Origin of the sequence: Anaerostipes amylophilus (assembly GCF_025567365.1) — a bacterium.
GTDB lineage: Bacteria > Bacillota > Clostridia > Lachnospirales > Lachnospiraceae > Anaerostipes > Anaerostipes amylophilus.
In genome coordinates this window covers 117892-135340 of record NZ_JAOQJG010000007.1, presented here as the reverse complement: position 1 = coordinate 135340, position 17449 = coordinate 117892, and the positions used below count along the sequence as shown (strand labels likewise).

The window sequence follows — 17449 nt, the reverse complement described above, 5'->3', positions numbered from 1 at the left end:
GGAAAGATCATGGAAAAGAGAGGTTCATTACTGGTACTGTCTGGATTTTCTGGTGTTGGAAAAGGAACAGTAGCAAAGAAACTGGTAGAAAAATATGGATATAGTTTATCAATTTCCGCAACAACAAGAAAGCCGAGAGAAGGTGAAGTTGACGGAAGGGAGTATTTTTTTAAGACGGTAGATGATTTTAAAAATCTGATCGACTATAATGGATTTATTGAGTATGCCAGATATGTGGACAATTATTATGGAACGCCAAGAAAGTTTGTAGAAGAAGAACTTGCAGCAGGACATAATGTGATCTTGGAAATTGAAGTGCAGGGTGCGTTTAATATTAAGAAACAATATGAAGATGCATTATTGATCTTCATTACGGCACCAAGCGCTGCGGCAATCAAGGAACGCCTGGTAGGAAGAGGAACTGAATCGGAAGAAGTGATCAACAAACGTATTAATCGTGCCAAAGAAGAATCTGAGGATATGAATAAATACGATTATATTGTGATCAACGATCAGGTAGAAGATTGTGCAGATCGAATTCATGCCATTGTACAGGCAAAAGACTGCCTGCTTGGAAATAACCTTAAATTTATAGAAGAAACTAAAAAAGAATTAGAACAACTATAGGAGGAATTATTATGTTACATCCATCATATACAGAATTAATGAAAGTTATCAATGGTGACAGTGAGGAAGAAAAAGTTATCTCAAGCCGTTACTCTATTGTACTTGCAAGTGCTAAGAGAGCAAGACAGATCATTGCAGGAGATATGCCATTAGTAGAAGAAAAAGATGGTGCAAAACCATTATCTACAGCAGTTGAAGAGCTTTGGGAAGAAAAAGTAAAGATTCTTGGAGACGATGAAGAAGTAGAAGAATAGAAATAACAAGGAAAACAAAACAGGGTGCTTAGGGATTCCTAAACACCCTTCTTTGTACAGACAGGGAGTTTTTTATGGACATTATTTTATTACTGAAAACCGTATTACTTGGAATTGTCGAGGGAATTACGGAATGGCTGCCGATCAGTAGTACGGGACATCTGATCTTGGCAGATGAATTTATTAAATTAAATATGACAGGTGCCTTTAAGGAAATGTTTGACGTTGTGATTCAGTTAGGTGCGATCATGGCAGTTGTTGTTTTATATTTTCATAAGTTAAATCCATTTTCACCAAAGAAAAACCATAGGGAAAAGATGGATACTATTGTTTTATGGACAAAGGTAATTCTTGCGGTATTTCCAGCAGCAATTATCGGCATTTTATTTGACGACTGGTTGAATGCACATTTTTATAATCCTCCAGTAGTTGCAGCAATGCTGATCATTTATGGTATATTATTTATCATAATTGAAAACCGCAACAAACGAATCAGAAGAAGACCAATGAATGATCTTACAAGATTATCTTATGGAATGGCATTGGGAATTGGTGTGTTTCAGGTATTAGCATTAATTCCAGGTACATCGAGATCAGGAGCAACGATCCTTGGAGGAATCTTACTCGGGTGTTCCAGAACGGTTGCTGCCGAATTCTCATTTTTCTTAGGAATTCCAGTAATGTTTGGAGCAAGTTTATTAAAGATCGTGAAATTTGGTCTTGCATTTACAACAACACAATTGATCGTACTGATCGTTGGAATGGTAGTATCCTTCCTTGTATCTATCGTAGCGATCAAGTTTTTACTTGGATATATTAAGAAGAATGACTTTAAGGCATTTGGTGTATACCGAATTATACTCGGTCTGCTAGTGATCGTGTATTTTGCATTCATCAAATAAGGAGTTTGTAAAACATGGATAAGAATTTATTTCTAAAGAATATGGAAGAGATGATCGCCATTGCAAAGACAAATGGGAATCAGATTGACCACAAAGAGTTATTAGATTATTTTAGTGATTATAATTTGAATGAAGAAGCAAAGAAACTTTTGATCGCAAGCTTTATAGAAGCGGGAATTCGTGTGCTTGGAGTAGATGAAGCACAGATTGTTGCTGAAGAAGAGGCGGAGGCGAAAGCTAATGTGTCCGAAGAAGAACAGGGTGCGATCCGTTTTTATGAAGAAGAATTAAGCCAGATGGATCTTCCGGGGGAAGAAGAGCAGAAAGAGCTGATCACATCATGGCTTGCTGACAAAGAAGATGGAGAAGCAGTGATTGAAAGCTTTCTTCCGCAGATTCTTGAAATTGCAAGGAATCATATGGGAAAAGGTGTCTTATTTGGAGATCTTGTGCAGGAAGGTAACATTGGTCTATTAGAAGCAATGGCAATCTATCAAGATGGAGATGCAGAAGGATTTCTTGCACATGCCAAAAGTGCAGTAGAAGATTCTATTCTTGATGCAATTGCAATGCAGAGAGGTTCTGACAGTGTTGGAGAGGCAATGGCAATCAAGGCAAACCGCTTAGATGATGCTTCAACATTTTTATCAAAAGAACTTGGAAGAGAGCCAAAGATCGAAGAATTAGCAAAATATCTTTCTATGACAGAGGAAGAGGTAAAGGATATTATGAAGATTTCTCTCGATGCACTTTCTGTTATGGAAGCAGATATTAAACAGTCATAAAAATCCTTGGTGTTGACAGAAGGGAGGATGATCTTATGAATATCAGAGAAAAACAGGAACAGACGGAATTAAGTCTGTTAAGCCCATATGCAACACGAAGTATTGATACAAAAGGAAGAAGAAAGCCGGAAGAAGAATGTGAGATACGCACCTGTTTCCAAAGAGACAGGGATCGAATCTTGCATTGTAAAGCTTTTCGTCGTTTAAAAGATAAAACACAGGTGTTTTTATCTCCAGTAGGAGATCATTATAGAACGAGACTTATGCATACACTTGAAGTGTCACAGAATGCCAGAACGATCGCGAGAGCTTTGAATCTTAATGAGACATTAACAGAAGCAATTGCACTTGGACATGATCTTGGACACACGCCATTTGGTCATGCAGGAGAACGTGTATTAAATGAGATGAATCCCAAAGGATTTAAACATAATCAGCAAAGTGTGAGAGTTGCTCAGTATCTTGAGAAGAATGGTGATGGGTTGAATCTTACATGGGAGGTATTAGACGGTATGAAAAATCATTCAATGAAAAGCATGCCGCATACTCTGGAAGGCAAAATTGTCCGTCTGGCAGATAAAATTGCATATATCAATCATGATATTGATGACTCTGTACGTGCCAAAGTTTTAAAGGAAGAAGATCTTCCAAAGGAATATACAAATGTGCTTGGAACGACCTATCGTGAGAGAATTAATACGATGGTGCTTGATATTGTAAAACATAGTAGTGGTATCAATGATATTGTTATGTCTCAGAAGATAAGGGATGCAATGACAGGTCTTCGAAGTTTTATGTTCCAGAGAGTTTATGAGGAGCCAAATACAAAGAAAGAGGAAGAAAAGATAAAGAACATTATTGAACCATTATATGAGCATTATCTTTATCATATAGAGGAACTTCCAGTGTATAATCAGAAGATGATCAATTCAGAAGAAGATAAAGAACAGGCGGTTTGTGACTATATTGCAGGGATGACAGATCATTTTGCGATTGAGCAATATACAGAGATTTTTATTCCTAAATTTTTTATGCAAAAATAAAGGAAAATTAAAAAAGATGCAGAATAATATATTATAGAGGGATTTTTTAAGGAGGGACAAGCATTGATTTACGGAGAAGAAATCATAGAAGAGGTGCGAAGCCGGAATGATATTGTAGATCTCATCTCCACGTACGTACCGCTAAAGAAAAAAGGAAGTTCTTATTTCGGATTGTGCCCATTTCACAATGAAAAATCGCCCTCTTTTTCTGTGAGCCGGGATAAACAGATGTATTACTGTTTTGGCTGTGGTGCCGGTGGTAATGTTTTTACTTTTTTAATGGAATATGAGAATTTTTCTTTTCCGGAAGCGTTAAAATATCTGGCAGAACGAGCTGGAATGGAGCTTCCAGAAGAAGAATTGAATGAAGAAGCTAAACGAACAATGGATGCGAAAGCCAGACTTCGAGAGATGAACAAACTTTCTGCCAATTATTTCTATTATCTGCTTCACAGCAAACGAGGGCAGAAAGGACTTGCGTATTTGAAAAATCGTGGGATCACAGATGAGACAATCAAGAGATTTGGACTTGGATATGCAGATATTTACAATGATGATCTGTATCGTTTTCTAAAAAGCAAAGGATACAGTGATGAAGAATTGAAAGATTCTGCACTCGTAACGATCGATGAGCGACGAGGCGGAAGTGATAAGTTCTGGAACAGAGTTATGTTTCCAATCATGGATGTCAATAATCGTGTGATTGGTTTTGGAGGCAGAGTTATGGGAGATGGTTCGCCCAAATATTTAAATTCAAAAGAAACCACATTATTTGATAAAAGTCGTAATCTTTATGGATTGAATTTTGCAAGAAGTTCAAGGAAGAAAGAGATTATTTTATGTGAAGGATACATGGATGTTATATCTATGCATCAGGCGGGATTTACAAATGCAGTAGCTGCGCTTGGAACTGCATTTACTAGTGGACATGGAACGTTACTTAAGCGTTATACAGAGAATGTCATACTTTCTTTTGACAGCGATGAAGCAGGACAAAGAGCTATTTTGCGTGCAATTCCGATTCTTAAGGAAGCTGGACTGACAGTTCGTGTATTAAATCTCAAACCATACAAAGATCCAGATGAATTCATCAAAGGGTTAGGAAGAGAAGCTTTGGAAGAAAGAATCAGTCATGCAACAAGCAGTTTTATGTTTCAGATACAGGTAGCTGCAGGAAGATATGATCAGAACGATCCAGAGGAGAAGACAAAATTTCAGCATGAAGCAGCAAAATTACTTTCAACAATTGAAGAACGTCTGGAACGTAAGAATTATATTGATGCTGTATCAAGGGAATATTATATTGATGCAAAAGATTTGGAAGAACTTGTTAATTATTATGGAACTTCCGGTTATGCAACAACACAGAGACAGCAAAATACGCCAAGACAGCCGGAGAGAAGGTTGCAGCAGAGTGAAGCAAAAGAGGAAAAGAGGAAACAGCCACAGAAACTTCTTCTTACATGGATGGTAAATGAACCACAGTTATTTGAAAAACTGGATGGGATCATCGGTCCAGATGATTTTTATGAACAGATATATCATGGAGCGGCATTACTGCTTTTTAAACAATATGCAGAAGAAGGGGCAGTAATACCAGGAAAGATATTAAATCAATATACAGATCTAGAAGATCAGAAAAAGATCGCAGAATTATTTAATACAACACTAAAGATCAGTCCATCACCGGAAGATCGTGATAAAGCGTTGAATGATATTGTGCGAAGAGTAAAAGAAGACAGCATTGAACAACAGATGAACGCAACAAATGATATTTTGAAATGGCAGGATTTGATCAGGGAGAAAGCAAACCTTGCAAAATTGCATATTTCATTATAGGTTGGTTAAAATAGGAAGAGAAGAAAGGGACGAATTATGGAAGGTACAATGGAACAGTTCACCGAGAAACTTGCAGGTCTGGTGGAATTAGGAAAAAAGAATAAAAACTTTTTGGAGTATGCACAGATTGATTCATATTTCAAAGATATGAAATTGACTTCTGATATGATGGAAGCAATTTATGATTATTTGGAACAGAATGGAATCGATGTACTTACTCTTGCCGCAGTTGCAGACGATGATGATGATCTCGATGATACAATAGAGGATGAGACAGAGATTGCCGTTCCTGATGGTGTCAGCATTGAAGATCCAGTTCGTATGTACTTAAAAGAGATTGGTAAAGTACCACTTCTTAGTGCAGATGAAGAGATCAAACTTGCAAAGAGAATGGAAGAAGGGGATGAAGTAGCCAAGAAGAAACTTGCTGAGGCAAACCTTCGTCTGGTAGTAAGTATTGCAAAACGTTATGTAGGACGAGGAATGCTTTTCCTTGACCTGATCCAGGAAGGTAATTTAGGTCTGATCAAAGCAGTGGAGAAATTTGATTATCGTAAAGGATATAAATTTAGTACTTATGCGACATGGTGGATTCGTCAGGCAATCACAAGAGCAATTGCCGATCAGGCAAGAACAATCCGTATTCCAGTGCATATGGTAGAAACGATCAATAAATTGATCCGTGTATCCAGACAGCTTCTTCAGGAGCTTGGAAGAGAACCATCTCCAGAAGAAATTGCAGCAGAGATGGATATCCCAGTGGAAAGAGTTCGTGAGATTTTAAAGATTTCTCAGGAACCAGTATCACTAGAGACACCAATTGGTGAAGAAGAAGACAGTCATCTTGGAGATTTTATTCAGGATGAGAATGTACCAGTACCAGCGGATGCAGCAGCATTTACACTGTTAAAAGAACAGTTAGACGAAGTACTAGGAACATTAACAGAGAGAGAACAGAAAGTTTTAAGATTACGTTTTGGATTAGATGACAGCAGAGCAAGAACACTTGAAGAAGTCGGAAAAGAATTTAACGTTACAAGAGAACGTATTCGTCAGATCGAAGCAAAAGCACTGCGCAAGTTAAGACATCCAAGTCGCAGCAGAAAATTAAAAGATTATTTAGATTAAGGTATGATTATGGAATTATCAAACAGATTAGAGACGATCGCATCATTTGTCACAGAAGGATATGTTGTGGCAGACATCGGGACAGATCATGGATACATACCAATCTATTTAACAAAGAATGGAAACTGCCCGAGAGCCTATGCGATGGATGTAAATAAAGAACCATTAAGCCGTGCAAAAGCACATATTGAAGAAGAGAATGCAGGAGAAACCATTTCCTGCATTCTTTCTGATGGATTGCATGAATTACCGCAAGATGAAGTGGATTCCGTTGTGATCGCAGGAATGGGAGGAGACTTAGTTGTAAGGATTTTAGAACAGGATTTTGATAAGTTAGCAAATGTCAAAGAACTGATCTTATCCCCACAGTCTCATTTAGAAAGAGTCCGCCATTTCTTAAATGATCATGGATTTCGCATCTTAGAGGAAGAGTTTTTAAAAGAAGATGGAAAATATTATGTTGTGATCCGCGCAGTTCATGGAAAACAGCATTATAATAAAGAATGTTTTTATCGTTTTGGAGAAGAATTAATTCTTGCAAAACATCCAGTACTTCTTGAGTATCTGGATCAGGAATATATAAAATATTCAAAGATCAAAGAAAGTCTTACAGATGATTCAAAGGAACATATTAAAAGACGCAAAGCTGAAGTAGAGGATTTACTTGGAGATATCATGGAGGCACTTTGTTATTATGAATTGTAGAAAACTGATTGACCTTTTAGAGATGGAAGTACCATTAGAGACAGCAGAAAGCTGGGATAATCCAGGATTTCTTGTTGGAGATAAAGAAAAAGAGATTAAAAAAGTTTTAGTTGTTCTGGATATTACAAATGAAGTGGTAGAATATGCGATCAAAGAACAGGTAGATTTTATCCTTGCACACCATCCAGTGATCTTTTCAAAGATCAGCAGATGTACCAGTGATGATTTCCTTCAGAATAAACTTTTGAAGCTGATCAGTCATGGAATCTGTGCTTATGGAATGCATACTTGTTATGATGTATGCAGAATGGGAGACCGTATGGTAGAACGTCTGGGACTTAATAATCTATGTGGACCTGTAGAAGATAGTGCATCTGGTAATGAAAAGGCACAGGGAAAAGGAATCGGTATCACAGCATACATCGAAGGAGATGTGACTGTTGGAGAGTACGCAAAGAAAGTCAAAGAAGCATTTTCATTAGAAAGTGTTATGGTATTTGGTGATTCAAATACGAAGATTTCAAAGATCGCGATCGTTCCAGGATCAGGAAGAAGTATGATAAGCACAGCTAAGCAGACAGGTGCTGATGTATTTTTAACAGGAGATATCGGACATCATGAAGGTCTTGATGCTATAGATATGGGAATGTGCGTGATCGATGCAGGACATTATGGATTAGAACATGTATTTATTGATGATATGAAACAATTCCTTTGTGATCAGACAGAAAATCTGGAAGTGATCACATATAAAGCAGGAAGTCCATATAAAGTTTTTTAAATAAATTTGTTTATTGATGAAAAAGAAAGAAGTGATGGTATATGATCAAAGTTACAGCAGGTCAGTCTATTTATGAAGTAGAAGAAGGAACAACACTTGAACAGCTTGCGAAACAGCTGCAAAAAAAAGAGGAACCAGTGATCCTTCTCGCTTACATGGATGGGAAATTAACAGAGTTATTTACAGAGATCAAAAAAGACTGTCATGTACGTTTTGTTACATTGAAAGAACAAGCAGGATATATGGCGTATAAACGTACGGCGACTTTTATATTTTTAAAGGCATGTGAAGATCTTCTTGGAAAAGGTGAAAGCACGAAGATAGCAATTGATTATTCTATTGGAAACAGTATCTTTTGTGATTTTTCTTCCATGGAGCGGGTAGTAGATGATAAATTTGTACATTCTATTCAAAAACGTATGGAGCAGTTGTACGAGTCAGATTTACCGATTACAAAAAGATCATTAGATACCGATCAGGCATCAAGATATTTTGACAGTGTTGGATTTAAAGGCAAGAGAGAATTGTTTAAATTCCGCAGAGAATCAAAGACAAATATTTATTCTATGGATGGATATGATAATTATTTTTACGGATATATGGCACCATCAACAGGGTACATTCCTACATTTTTAGTTTCAGCATATCAGCATGGTGTTGTGCTTCAGATTCCAAAGCGGAAGCAGACAGAAGAAATTGTGCCGTTTACTCCGCAGCCAAAGCTCTTCCATGTGATGCAGCGATCCAGAGAGTGGACAAAGACAATGGGAGTCGATACTGTTGGAGCTTTAAATGACGAGATCACATATGGCAATATTAACCACCTGATCTTATTACAGGAAGGTTTACAGGAGAAGCTTCTTGCAGATATCTCAGATGAGATTGTAAGCAAGAACAAACGGATCATTTTGATCGCAGGGCCTTCATCCTCAGGAAAAACAACATTTTCACACAGACTGTCTATTCAGTTAGAGATTGCAGGCTTAACACCGCATCCAGTTTCTATGGATGATTATTTCTTAGACAGAGAACTTTCACCAAGAGATGAAAATGGAAATTATAACTTTGAAACAATTGCATCATTAGATGTAGATCTTCTGACAAAACATATCAATCAGCTGTTAAATGGCGAAGAAGTAGATGTTCCAAGTTACAATTTTGTTACTGGAAAAAGAGAGTATCATGGACACAAATTAAAGATTGGACAAAAAGATGTTCTCGTTATGGAAGGAATTCATGGATTAAATGGAACTCTCACAAACGAGATTCCAGAAGATGCAAAATACAGAATCTATGTCAGTGCATTAAATCAGATCAATTTGGATGAACATAACAGAATACCAAGTTCCGATGGAAGATTATTGCGAAGAATCGTAAGAGACGCGATGACAAGAGGAAATGATGCCAGAGAGACCATCTCCAGATGGGATTCCGTAAGAAAGGGAGAAGAAGACAATATCTTCCCATATCAGGAAGAAGCAGATGTCATGTTTAATTCTGCACAAGTCTATGAGATCGCGGTACTGAAACAATATGCGGAACCTTTGCTTTTTGCAGTTCCAAAAGATTGTCCTGAGTATCAGGAAGCAAAAAGACTATTAAAATTTTTAGAATATTTCTTAAATATTCCAAGCGAAGCAATTCCAAAGACGTCTCTTTTAAGAGAATTTATCGGTGGTAGTTGCTTTGACGTGTAAGATGTGATATAATAATTGGCGCTTAGTCGGACAAATGGTCGCGCCGTTTCAGACGAAAGGGAAACGGTGAGGAAAGTCCGGGCTTCACAGGGCAGGATGCCGGATAACGTCCGGTAGGGGCAACCCTCAAGCTAGTGCAACAGAAATATACCGCCACATAAGTGGTAAGGGTGAAATGGTAAGGTAAGAGCTTACCGCCTGGCTGGTAACAGGCAGGGCATATGTAAACCTCATCCGAAGCAAGACCGAGATGAAAACGATAGATCGGCCCGATCTGTTTTCAGGTGGGTCGCTGGAGCTTGCTGGTAACAGCAAGTCGAGATAGATGACCATTCAACGACATAACCCGGCTTATCGTCTGGCTAAGCGTTATAAGAGAAATATCAGAGAAGTTGTGAGAGGAATCTTGCAGCTTCTTTTTTAGTTTATAGAAGAATTCATTTCTTTCAGAAAATGGAGAAATTCTTGAAAGAAATTGCAGAAATAACAAGAAAAACAGTAAAAAAAGGAAGTTTTTAAGCTAGCTATGAAAGAACTTTCAAAATTATCAATAGAACTTGAAATTAATTTTAAAATGGATATACTAAAAGTATCGAAAGCGAAAGCACGTAAGAGAGGAATTAAAATGAATCCAAGAATTGAGAATTTAAAAGGAAAACTGATCGTATCATGTCAGGCATTGCCAGATGAACCCCTGCACTCTTCTTTCATTATGGGAAGAATGGCACTTGCTGCAAAACAGGGCGGAGCATCAGGAATCCGTGCAAATACACCAGAAGATATCAAAGAGATCAAAACACAGGTAGATCTTCCAGTGATCGGGATCATCAAGAGAAATTACGATGACTGTGAGATTTATATTACACCAACGATCAAAGAGGTCGATGAACTAATGGAAGCAAAACCAGAGATCATCGCATTAGATGCAACGATTTCCAGTCGTCCAAACGGACAGACATTAGATAAATTTTTCCATCAGATCAAAGAAAAATATCCAGACCAGCTGTTAATGGCAGACTGCTCAACCATTGAAGAAGCACTACATGCGGATGAATTAGGATTTGATTTTATTGGAACAACCATGGTTGGATATACGAAACAAAGTAAAAATCTTAAGATTGATGAAAATGATTTTGAAATCTTAAGAACCATCCTTTCCAAAGTAAAACATCCAGTCATTGCAGAAGGAAATATCAACACACCAGAGAAATTAAAGAGAGTGTTAGAGTTAGGAGCATACTGTGCAGTTGTAGGATCAGCAATTACAAGACCACAGCTGATCACAAAGACATTTGCAGATGCGATCAAATAGATAAAAAGGATCAATACGATGGACTATTATGTAAAATCAGTGATACCGATCATTGAATCCAATTATGAAAATTTTACAGCACTGGAAAGAACAATTGCAGATTTCTTTATGAAGAATCAGAAGAAAGTTGATTTTTCGGCCAAAGAGATTGCCAAACGATTATTTGTGTCAGAAGCATCCTTATCGAGATTCGCAAAGAAATGCGGATATCGGGGATACCGTGAGTTCATTTATCAATATGAGGAAACATTTGAGGAGAAAAATAAAGAACTCACGGGACACACAAGGCAGGTTCTAAACACTTACCAGGAACTGTTAAATAAGACATACAGCCTGATGGACGAAGCACAGATCCTAAGGATCTGTGAGAAATTAGGACAGGCAAGGAGAGTATTTGTCTGCGGAAAAGGAAGTTCCGGCCTTGCTGCAAGAGAAATGCGCTTAAGATTTATGAGGATTGGAGTAGATATCAATTCCATTCAAGATCCAGATTTGATGAGAATGCAGGCAGTATTCCAAAAAGAAGGCTGTCTTGTGATTGGAATCAGTATCAGTGGAGAAAGTGAAGATGTATTTTATTTACTCGAAGAATCAAAAAAAAGAGGAGCCGACACCATTTTGATCACAGGAAAGAATAGAGATGATTATGAAAATATCTGTGATGAGTTAGTCTTGATTGCATCAAGAAAATACTTAGATCATGGAAATGTTATCTCACCTCAGTTTCCAATACTGATCATGTTAGACCTGATATATTCCTACTACTTAGAACACGATAAAAAGAAAAAAGAAACTATGCACGATGATACTGTGCGAGCATTAAAAGGAGAAAGAAAATGAGAATTATCGAAACAAAAACTTATGAAGACATGAGCAAACAGGCAGCAAACATTATTGCATCTGTCGTAACATTAAAACCAGATTGCATGTTAGGACTTGCAACAGGATCTTCACCAATCGGAACATACGAAGAATTAGTAAAAAAATATGAAGCAGGAGAATTAGATTTTTCTGAAGTTACAACAGTAAACTTAGATGAATATAAAGGATTACCAAAAGAAAACAAACAGAGCTACTACTACTTCATGCATGACAATCTGTTTGACAAAGTAAATATCAAACCAGAAAATACACATTTACCAGATGGAACAAACTTAGACAGCGAAGAAGAAGCGGCACGTTATGAAGCATTAGTACAGTCTTTAGGAACAGTTGATCTTCAGCTTCTTGGATTAGGAAGAAATGGACATATCGGATTTAACGAACCAGGAGACAGCTTTGTAGAGCCAACACACTGTGTGGATTTAAAAGAAAGCACAATTGAAGCCAACAAACGATTCTTCGAATCAGCAGATGATGTACCAAAACAGGCATACAGCATGGGAATCGGAACAATCATGCGTGCGAAGAAAATCTTAGTTGTAGTCAGCGGAGAAGACAAAGCACAGGCATTAAAAGACACAATCTGCGGACCAATCTCTCCAAAAGTACCAGGAACAATCTTAAGATTACATCCAGACGTAACAATCGTAGCTGATGAAGCTGCTATGTCATTAATGAAATAATTGGATGGAATAAGTTTTAATAAGTAGATGAAAACACCATTTTTTTGATATAATTGATTTATCAGGGAAGTGGTGTTTTTACTTTTTATATAAATGTTTATTTTATATTGACTGTTAATTGGCAGAAATGTGAGGTGCTTAAAATGAAGCGATGAACCAGATTCACGACCGCCGTTACGGCGAAAAACTCAGCAATGAAGGGCGGAATGATATCCTTGCATATGGAATTGCATTTTGCAAGAAAAGATGTAAAGTGGTAGTGGAAAGGTTGTAGATATGAAAATTCATGAATAATCAAAAAATAACTGCATATACTCTTTCTTAAAGGAGCGTATGTGACATTGAAGAAGAAAATAGAAATCGCAGCCATCTTATGTTCCATCGGCATTTGTGGCTTTGGACAAAATGTATTCGCAGGAGAATTCTTACGATTACCAGCCAAAACCAATGCCAAAGTAGAACAAGTGGTGCAGACAAGACTTTTGGAAGAACAACGGGCGTATCTGATGCAGGCACAGCTTATGACGAAAGTGAACCTAGAGCAGCAGATCAAAGACAAACCCGTCTATATTCCAAAAACAGAACATGTAGTCACACAAAGAGAACGATCGATCCTTGAGAGGATCGTAGAAGCAGAAGCAACCGATAAAGATGAAAAAAGTAAGATACTCGTAGCAAATGTAATTCTAAATCGTGTAAGGAGCAAAGAATTTCCAAACTCGATCGAAGCCGTTGTGTTTCAAAGAGTTTATGGGAAAGTCCAGTTTTCACCGACAGCTGATGGAAGATATGAATCGGTTCATATCACAAAGAGTACAAAAAGAAGTGTAAAAAAAGCATTAGAAGATGGAATCGACTATTCCGAAGGAGCCTTATATTTCGTAGAAAAAACGATGGCAAATCCCAAAAATGTTTCATGGTTTGATGAGGCACTGACCAGATTGTTTACTTACCAAGGACATTCTTTTTACAAATAGTGCTTGACAACAAACCATAAAAGTATTATGATTTTAGACAAATAGAAAAGAAACCGTTGAGAAAGAGTAGTAAGCAGGATCAGAATGATTCAAAGAGAGCTGCAGGTGGTGAGATTGCAGTATGATTTCCCTGGTGAATGGACTTTCGAGGGTGATTTTGAAAGTAATAAGTAGGAATCGCCGGGCACCCGACCCGTTACCAGAGTGGGCATATATGATAGTATATGATTTAAGTGGACACAGCTAGTGTCAATTTGAGTGGTACCGCGGATAATTCGCCTCAAGCATATTTGCTTGGGGCTTTTCTTTTTTTCTATTGAAGAAACGTACAACTTGAATTCAAAAGGAGAATGAATTATGAGAACAATGAAGAAAGTATTAGCAGCAGGATTAACAGCAGTCATGGCAATGTCCTTGATGGTTGGATGCGGAAGTAAGAAAGATGACAGCGCATCTAAGACATACAACTTAGGAATCATCCAGTTTGCTGAACACGGATCATTAGATAACTGTCGCAAAGGATTTTTAAAAGGTTTAGAATCCGAAGGTATCAAAGAAGGAAAGAACTTAAAGATTACATATAAAAACTCACAGGCAGATACAGCTACAGATAATCAGATCGCATCAAATTATGCATCCAAGAAATTAGATATGATCTGTGCGATCGCAACACCAAGTGCACAAAGTGCATATAACGCAGCAAAAGATACAGATACACCAGTCATCTATACAGCTGTTACATCACCAAAAAAAGCAGGATTTGTAGATAAAGATGGAAAGAACGTTGGAAATATCACAGGAACTTCCGATCTTGTACTTGCAGATAAACAGTTAAAACTGATCCGTCAGATGATGCCAAAAGCAAAAAACGTCGGAATCTTCTACAGCACAAATGAAGCAAATTCCAAAGCGGGAATAGAAGCTTATGAAAAAGTAGCTGACAAATACGGATTCAAGATCATCACACAGGGAATCACAGCTTCCGCAGATATGCCAATGGCAGCAGACAGCTTACTTAAGAAGGTTGATTGCATCACAAACTTAACTGATAACTTAGTAGTCAGCAATATGCAAACATATATTCAGAAAGCAAATAAATTAAATATCCCAGTGTTCGGATCTGAAGTAGAACAGGTAAAATTAGGATGCGTTGCTTGTGTCGGAATCGACTTCGTGAAATTAGGAGAACAGACAGGTAAGATGGCAGCTAAAGTCTTAAAAGGTGAAGAAAAAGCGAAAGATATGAAATTCGAAACATTTAACAACGGAGATGTCATCATCAATACAGCAGCAGCGAAAAAAATCAACATGACAATCAGCAAAGATGTTAAAAAACAGGCAAAACAGACATTTGACAAGATCAGCACACCAGAAAAATAATCAGGAGATGTAAAACATTATGGAACAATTGATCATAGGCGTATTTGAGCAGGGATTTATCTATGCGATCATGGCGCTTGGCGTATATATCACATACAAAATATTAGACTTTCCGGATCTGTCCGTAGACAGTACTTTCCCATTAGGAGCAGCAGTGACAACCGTCATGCTCTCCTCAGGAAAGAACCCATTACTGGCACTTATTGCAGCAACCGCAGCCGGAGTAATTGCAGGAATGGTCACAGGAATCATTCATGTAAAATTTAAAGTCAGAGACCTATTATCTGGGATTATTGTTATGACAGGTCTTTACACATTAAATTTAAGAATTGTAGGTGGAAGTGCAAATGTTCCATTATTTAACTACAACTCCGTATTTGATAATGACTTCATCAATGGAATCTTTCCAGAAGTATTAGCCCCATATAAAACAGTGATCATCATTTTTATCATCATGATCATTGCAAAAGTATTATTAGACCTATATTTAAAGACAAAATCAGGATATCTCTTAAGAGCAGTTGGAGACAACGAAACAATCGTAACATCCCTTGCAAAAGACAGCGGATTTGTAAAAATCGTAGGGCTTGCAATTTCAAATGGATTAGTTGCATTAGCTGGAAGTGTTATGTGCCAGCAGCAGAGATTCTTCGAAATTTCTATGGGAACTGGAACGATCGTGATCGGACTTGCCAGTGTTATCATCGGAACAAATGTATTTAAAGGAAATCTTTTAAAAGCAACAACTGCAGTTGTCATCGGTTCCGTGATCTACAAAGCATGTGTAGCGATCGCAATCGAAGTAGGATTACCAGCAACAGACTTAAAACTTATTACAGCAGTCTTATTCCTGATCATTCTGATCATTAGTATGGACCGTAAGAAGAAGGTGAAGGCATGATTGAATTAAAACATATCGACAAATATTATAATATCGGAACAGTCAATGAAGTCTGCCTGTTTAAAGACTTTAATCTGACGGTAGATGACGGAGATTTCATTTCTGTGATCGGAAGTAATGGATCAGGAAAGACATCGATGTTAAACCTGATCTGTGGAAGCTTACAAGCAGAAGCAGGAAATATCATTTTAAATGAAGAAGATATTTCTCATCAAAAAGAATACATCAGACAGAGAAAGATCGGACGTGTTTATCAGAATCCAGCCATGGGAACTTGTCCATCCATGACAATCCTTGAAAATATGTCTCTTGCAGACAATAAAGGAAAGAAATTCGGACTTGGATTTGGGACAAATAAGAAAAGAATTGATTATTACAGAGAATTATTAAGCCAGTTAGGACTCGGACTTGAAGATATGATGGGAAGCAAAGTAGGTTCTCTCTCTGGTGGACAGAGACAGGCAATGGCACTTCTTATGACAACAATGGCACCAATCGAGATCTTAATTCTTGATGAACATACGGCTGCACTTGATCCAAAGACAGCAGAACTGATCATGGAGTTGACAGGAAAAGTTGTTAAAGAAAAGAAACTGACAACGATCATGGTTACACATAATCTGCGTTATGCGGTAGAATATGGAAATCGTATTCTTATGATGCATCAGGGACATGCGGTACTTGATAAGGCTGGAGAAGAGAAAACAAAGCTGGTTGTAGATGATCTTTTGGATCAGTTTAATCAGATTAGTATTGAGTGTGGAAACTAAAATTTAATTTGTAGTTGGCCAACTGTAGATTTCGAGTATATGATAAAAAATAAATAAACGATCGGAAGAGTTGCTAGAGAATTTTGCTCTTCCGATCGTTTATTTATTTTTTTTCATATACCTGAAGTCTATAGTGTGGACAATTCACAATATTGGAAAATTTGAGGTGGTGTGTATGGAGAATGGTATTGGATAGGAATTAAGGTTTTCTCAAACAGATGATATGAAGTTTAAAAGTTTCCGGCACAGTTTCATCTTTTCTTTCTTGTTGCGGCAGGAAAGAAGTCCATAGTGACGGATCCTTACAAACCCTTTGGGAAGCACATGCATCAAAAACATCCGCAGAAAGTCTATTCCCTTGATCGTATGTGGGATGTATCTTCTACCATTCCTGTAATCTTTTACAAGGTAAGTAACTGTCTGATCTGTCATATAAAATATCCAGCAATTCCTTAAATTCATAATGGTTTTGTAAGTTTCTGGCTTTCCCATGATATTCAAGTTTGTCCTTTATCTTTCCACTGATTCGCAGTATCAAGTCCTCCGCCAAGCACGATCATATGAAGATGCGGATGATAGAGTGTATCATAAAGAAGTTTCTGGTTGCAGTACATCAAAGGATACAGTTCTTTCGGCACTGTGAACACTGTATGAAAATAAAGTTACAGGTTGAAGCAGAGATACCACAGCGGCGTTTATCCAGGATAAATGTTCTGGCATCCAAAAGAGTCAGTTTTTCCATAGGTTTGTAGCCAAGATATTTCATAAATAGACTGATAAAAA

At 37.4% G+C, this 17449-nt stretch carries 17 protein-coding genes, 1 other RNA gene, 1 pseudogene and 1 other annotated feature; of the genes and pseudogenes, 18 read left to right on the top strand and 1 reads right to left on the bottom strand.

What is annotated here, in order from left to right; genetic code table 11:
- Positions 1–9 precede the first annotated feature (9 nt).
- The 18 genes from gmk to OCV53_RS10815 all read left to right on the top strand — a co-directional run bounded on the left by gmk (position 10) and on the right by OCV53_RS10815 (position 16666).
- Complete coding sequence (gene gmk / locus OCV53_RS10900; protein ID WP_055198267.1) at positions 10–627, top strand: guanylate kinase; 618 nt, start codon at positions 10–12, stop codon at positions 625–627.
- 11 nt (positions 628–638) lie between these two features.
- Positions 639–881, top strand: coding sequence for a DNA-directed RNA polymerase subunit omega (gene rpoZ, locus OCV53_RS10895; RefSeq protein ID WP_022374953.1), 243 nt, complete (start codon positions 639–641; stop codon positions 879–881).
- 74 nt (positions 882–955) lie between these two features.
- Entirely contained in the window at positions 956–1783 is an 828-nt protein-coding gene (locus OCV53_RS10890) for an undecaprenyl-diphosphate phosphatase (protein ID WP_022374952.1), read from the top strand.
- Positions 1784–1797: 14 nt separating this feature from the next.
- Complete coding sequence (locus tag OCV53_RS10885; protein ID WP_022374951.1) at positions 1798–2568, top strand: sigma-70 domain-containing protein; 771 nt, start codon at positions 1798–1800, stop codon at positions 2566–2568.
- 35 nt (positions 2569–2603) lie between these two features.
- The gene (locus tag OCV53_RS10880; RefSeq protein WP_022374950.1) at positions 2604–3611 is read left to right on the top strand and encodes a deoxyguanosinetriphosphate triphosphohydrolase; all 1008 of its coding nucleotides are present in this window, start codon (positions 2604–2606) and stop codon (positions 3609–3611) included.
- A gap of 63 nt (positions 3612–3674) precedes the next feature.
- Positions 3675–5450: a DNA primase gene (dnaG, locus tag OCV53_RS10875; protein ID WP_055198265.1), complete on the top strand. Its 1776-nt coding sequence runs from the start codon at positions 3675–3677 to the stop codon at positions 5448–5450.
- A gap of 36 nt (positions 5451–5486) precedes the next feature.
- A complete protein-coding gene (rpoD, locus tag OCV53_RS10870; RefSeq protein WP_022374948.1) occupies positions 5487–6578 on the top strand; it encodes an RNA polymerase sigma factor RpoD in 1092 nt (363 codons plus the stop codon).
- 9 nt (positions 6579–6587) lie between these two features.
- Positions 6588–7283, top strand: coding sequence for a tRNA (adenine(22)-N(1))-methyltransferase (locus OCV53_RS10865; RefSeq protein WP_022374947.1), 696 nt, complete (start codon positions 6588–6590; stop codon positions 7281–7283).
- A complete protein-coding gene (locus tag OCV53_RS10860; protein ID WP_022374946.1) occupies positions 7273–8064 on the top strand; it encodes a Nif3-like dinuclear metal center hexameric protein in 792 nt (263 codons plus the stop codon). Before OCV53_RS10865 ends, OCV53_RS10860 begins: the two co-directional genes overlap by 11 nt.
- A gap of 41 nt (positions 8065–8105) precedes the next feature.
- Positions 8106–9761 carry a nucleoside kinase gene (locus tag OCV53_RS10855; protein ID WP_055198263.1) on the top strand — a complete coding sequence of 552 codons (1656 nt, stop codon included), beginning with the start codon at positions 8106–8108 and terminating at the stop codon, positions 9759–9761.
- 22 nt (positions 9762–9783) lie between these two features.
- Positions 9784–10131: RNase P RNA component class A (gene rnpB / locus OCV53_RS10850), an RNA gene on the top strand.
- A 255-nt stretch (positions 10132–10386) separates the two neighbouring features.
- Positions 10387–11073, top strand: coding sequence for an N-acetylmannosamine-6-phosphate 2-epimerase (locus tag OCV53_RS10845; protein WP_055198325.1), 687 nt, complete (start codon positions 10387–10389; stop codon positions 11071–11073).
- An 18-nt stretch (positions 11074–11091) separates the two neighbouring features.
- On the top strand, positions 11092–11913 hold the full coding sequence (locus OCV53_RS10840) for a MurR/RpiR family transcriptional regulator (RefSeq protein ID WP_022374943.1): 822 nt from the start codon (positions 11092–11094) through the stop codon (positions 11911–11913).
- Positions 11910–12638, top strand: coding sequence for a glucosamine-6-phosphate deaminase (nagB, locus tag OCV53_RS10835; RefSeq protein WP_055198261.1), 729 nt, complete (start codon positions 11910–11912; stop codon positions 12636–12638). The genes OCV53_RS10840 and nagB overlap by 4 nt, the downstream gene beginning before the upstream one ends.
- A gap of 335 nt (positions 12639–12973) precedes the next feature.
- Positions 12974–13615 (top strand): cell wall hydrolase, encoded by a 642-nt coding sequence (locus OCV53_RS10830; protein ID WP_055198258.1) that lies wholly within the window; start codon positions 12974–12976, stop codon positions 13613–13615.
- Between the two features lie 47 nt (positions 13616–13662).
- Positions 13663–13901, top strand: a binding site (T-box leader).
- A 71-nt stretch (positions 13902–13972) separates the two neighbouring features.
- The gene (locus OCV53_RS10825) at positions 13973–14995 is read left to right on the top strand and encodes an ABC transporter substrate-binding protein (RefSeq protein ID WP_055198256.1); all 1023 of its coding nucleotides are present in this window, start codon (positions 13973–13975) and stop codon (positions 14993–14995) included.
- A 19-nt stretch (positions 14996–15014) separates the two neighbouring features.
- The gene (locus OCV53_RS10820; protein WP_055198255.1) at positions 15015–15896 is read left to right on the top strand and encodes an ABC transporter permease; all 882 of its coding nucleotides are present in this window, start codon (positions 15015–15017) and stop codon (positions 15894–15896) included.
- Complete coding sequence (locus OCV53_RS10815; RefSeq protein WP_055198254.1) at positions 15893–16666, top strand: ABC transporter ATP-binding protein; 774 nt, start codon at positions 15893–15895, stop codon at positions 16664–16666. The genes OCV53_RS10820 and OCV53_RS10815 overlap by 4 nt, the downstream gene beginning before the upstream one ends.
- A 231-nt stretch (positions 16667–16897) precedes the next feature.
- Here the strand turns inward: OCV53_RS10815 and OCV53_RS12570 are convergent.
- A pseudogene (locus OCV53_RS12570) lies at positions 16898–17325 on the bottom strand (transposase); the annotation flags it as partial.
- Between the last annotated feature and the right edge of the window lie 124 nt (positions 17326–17449).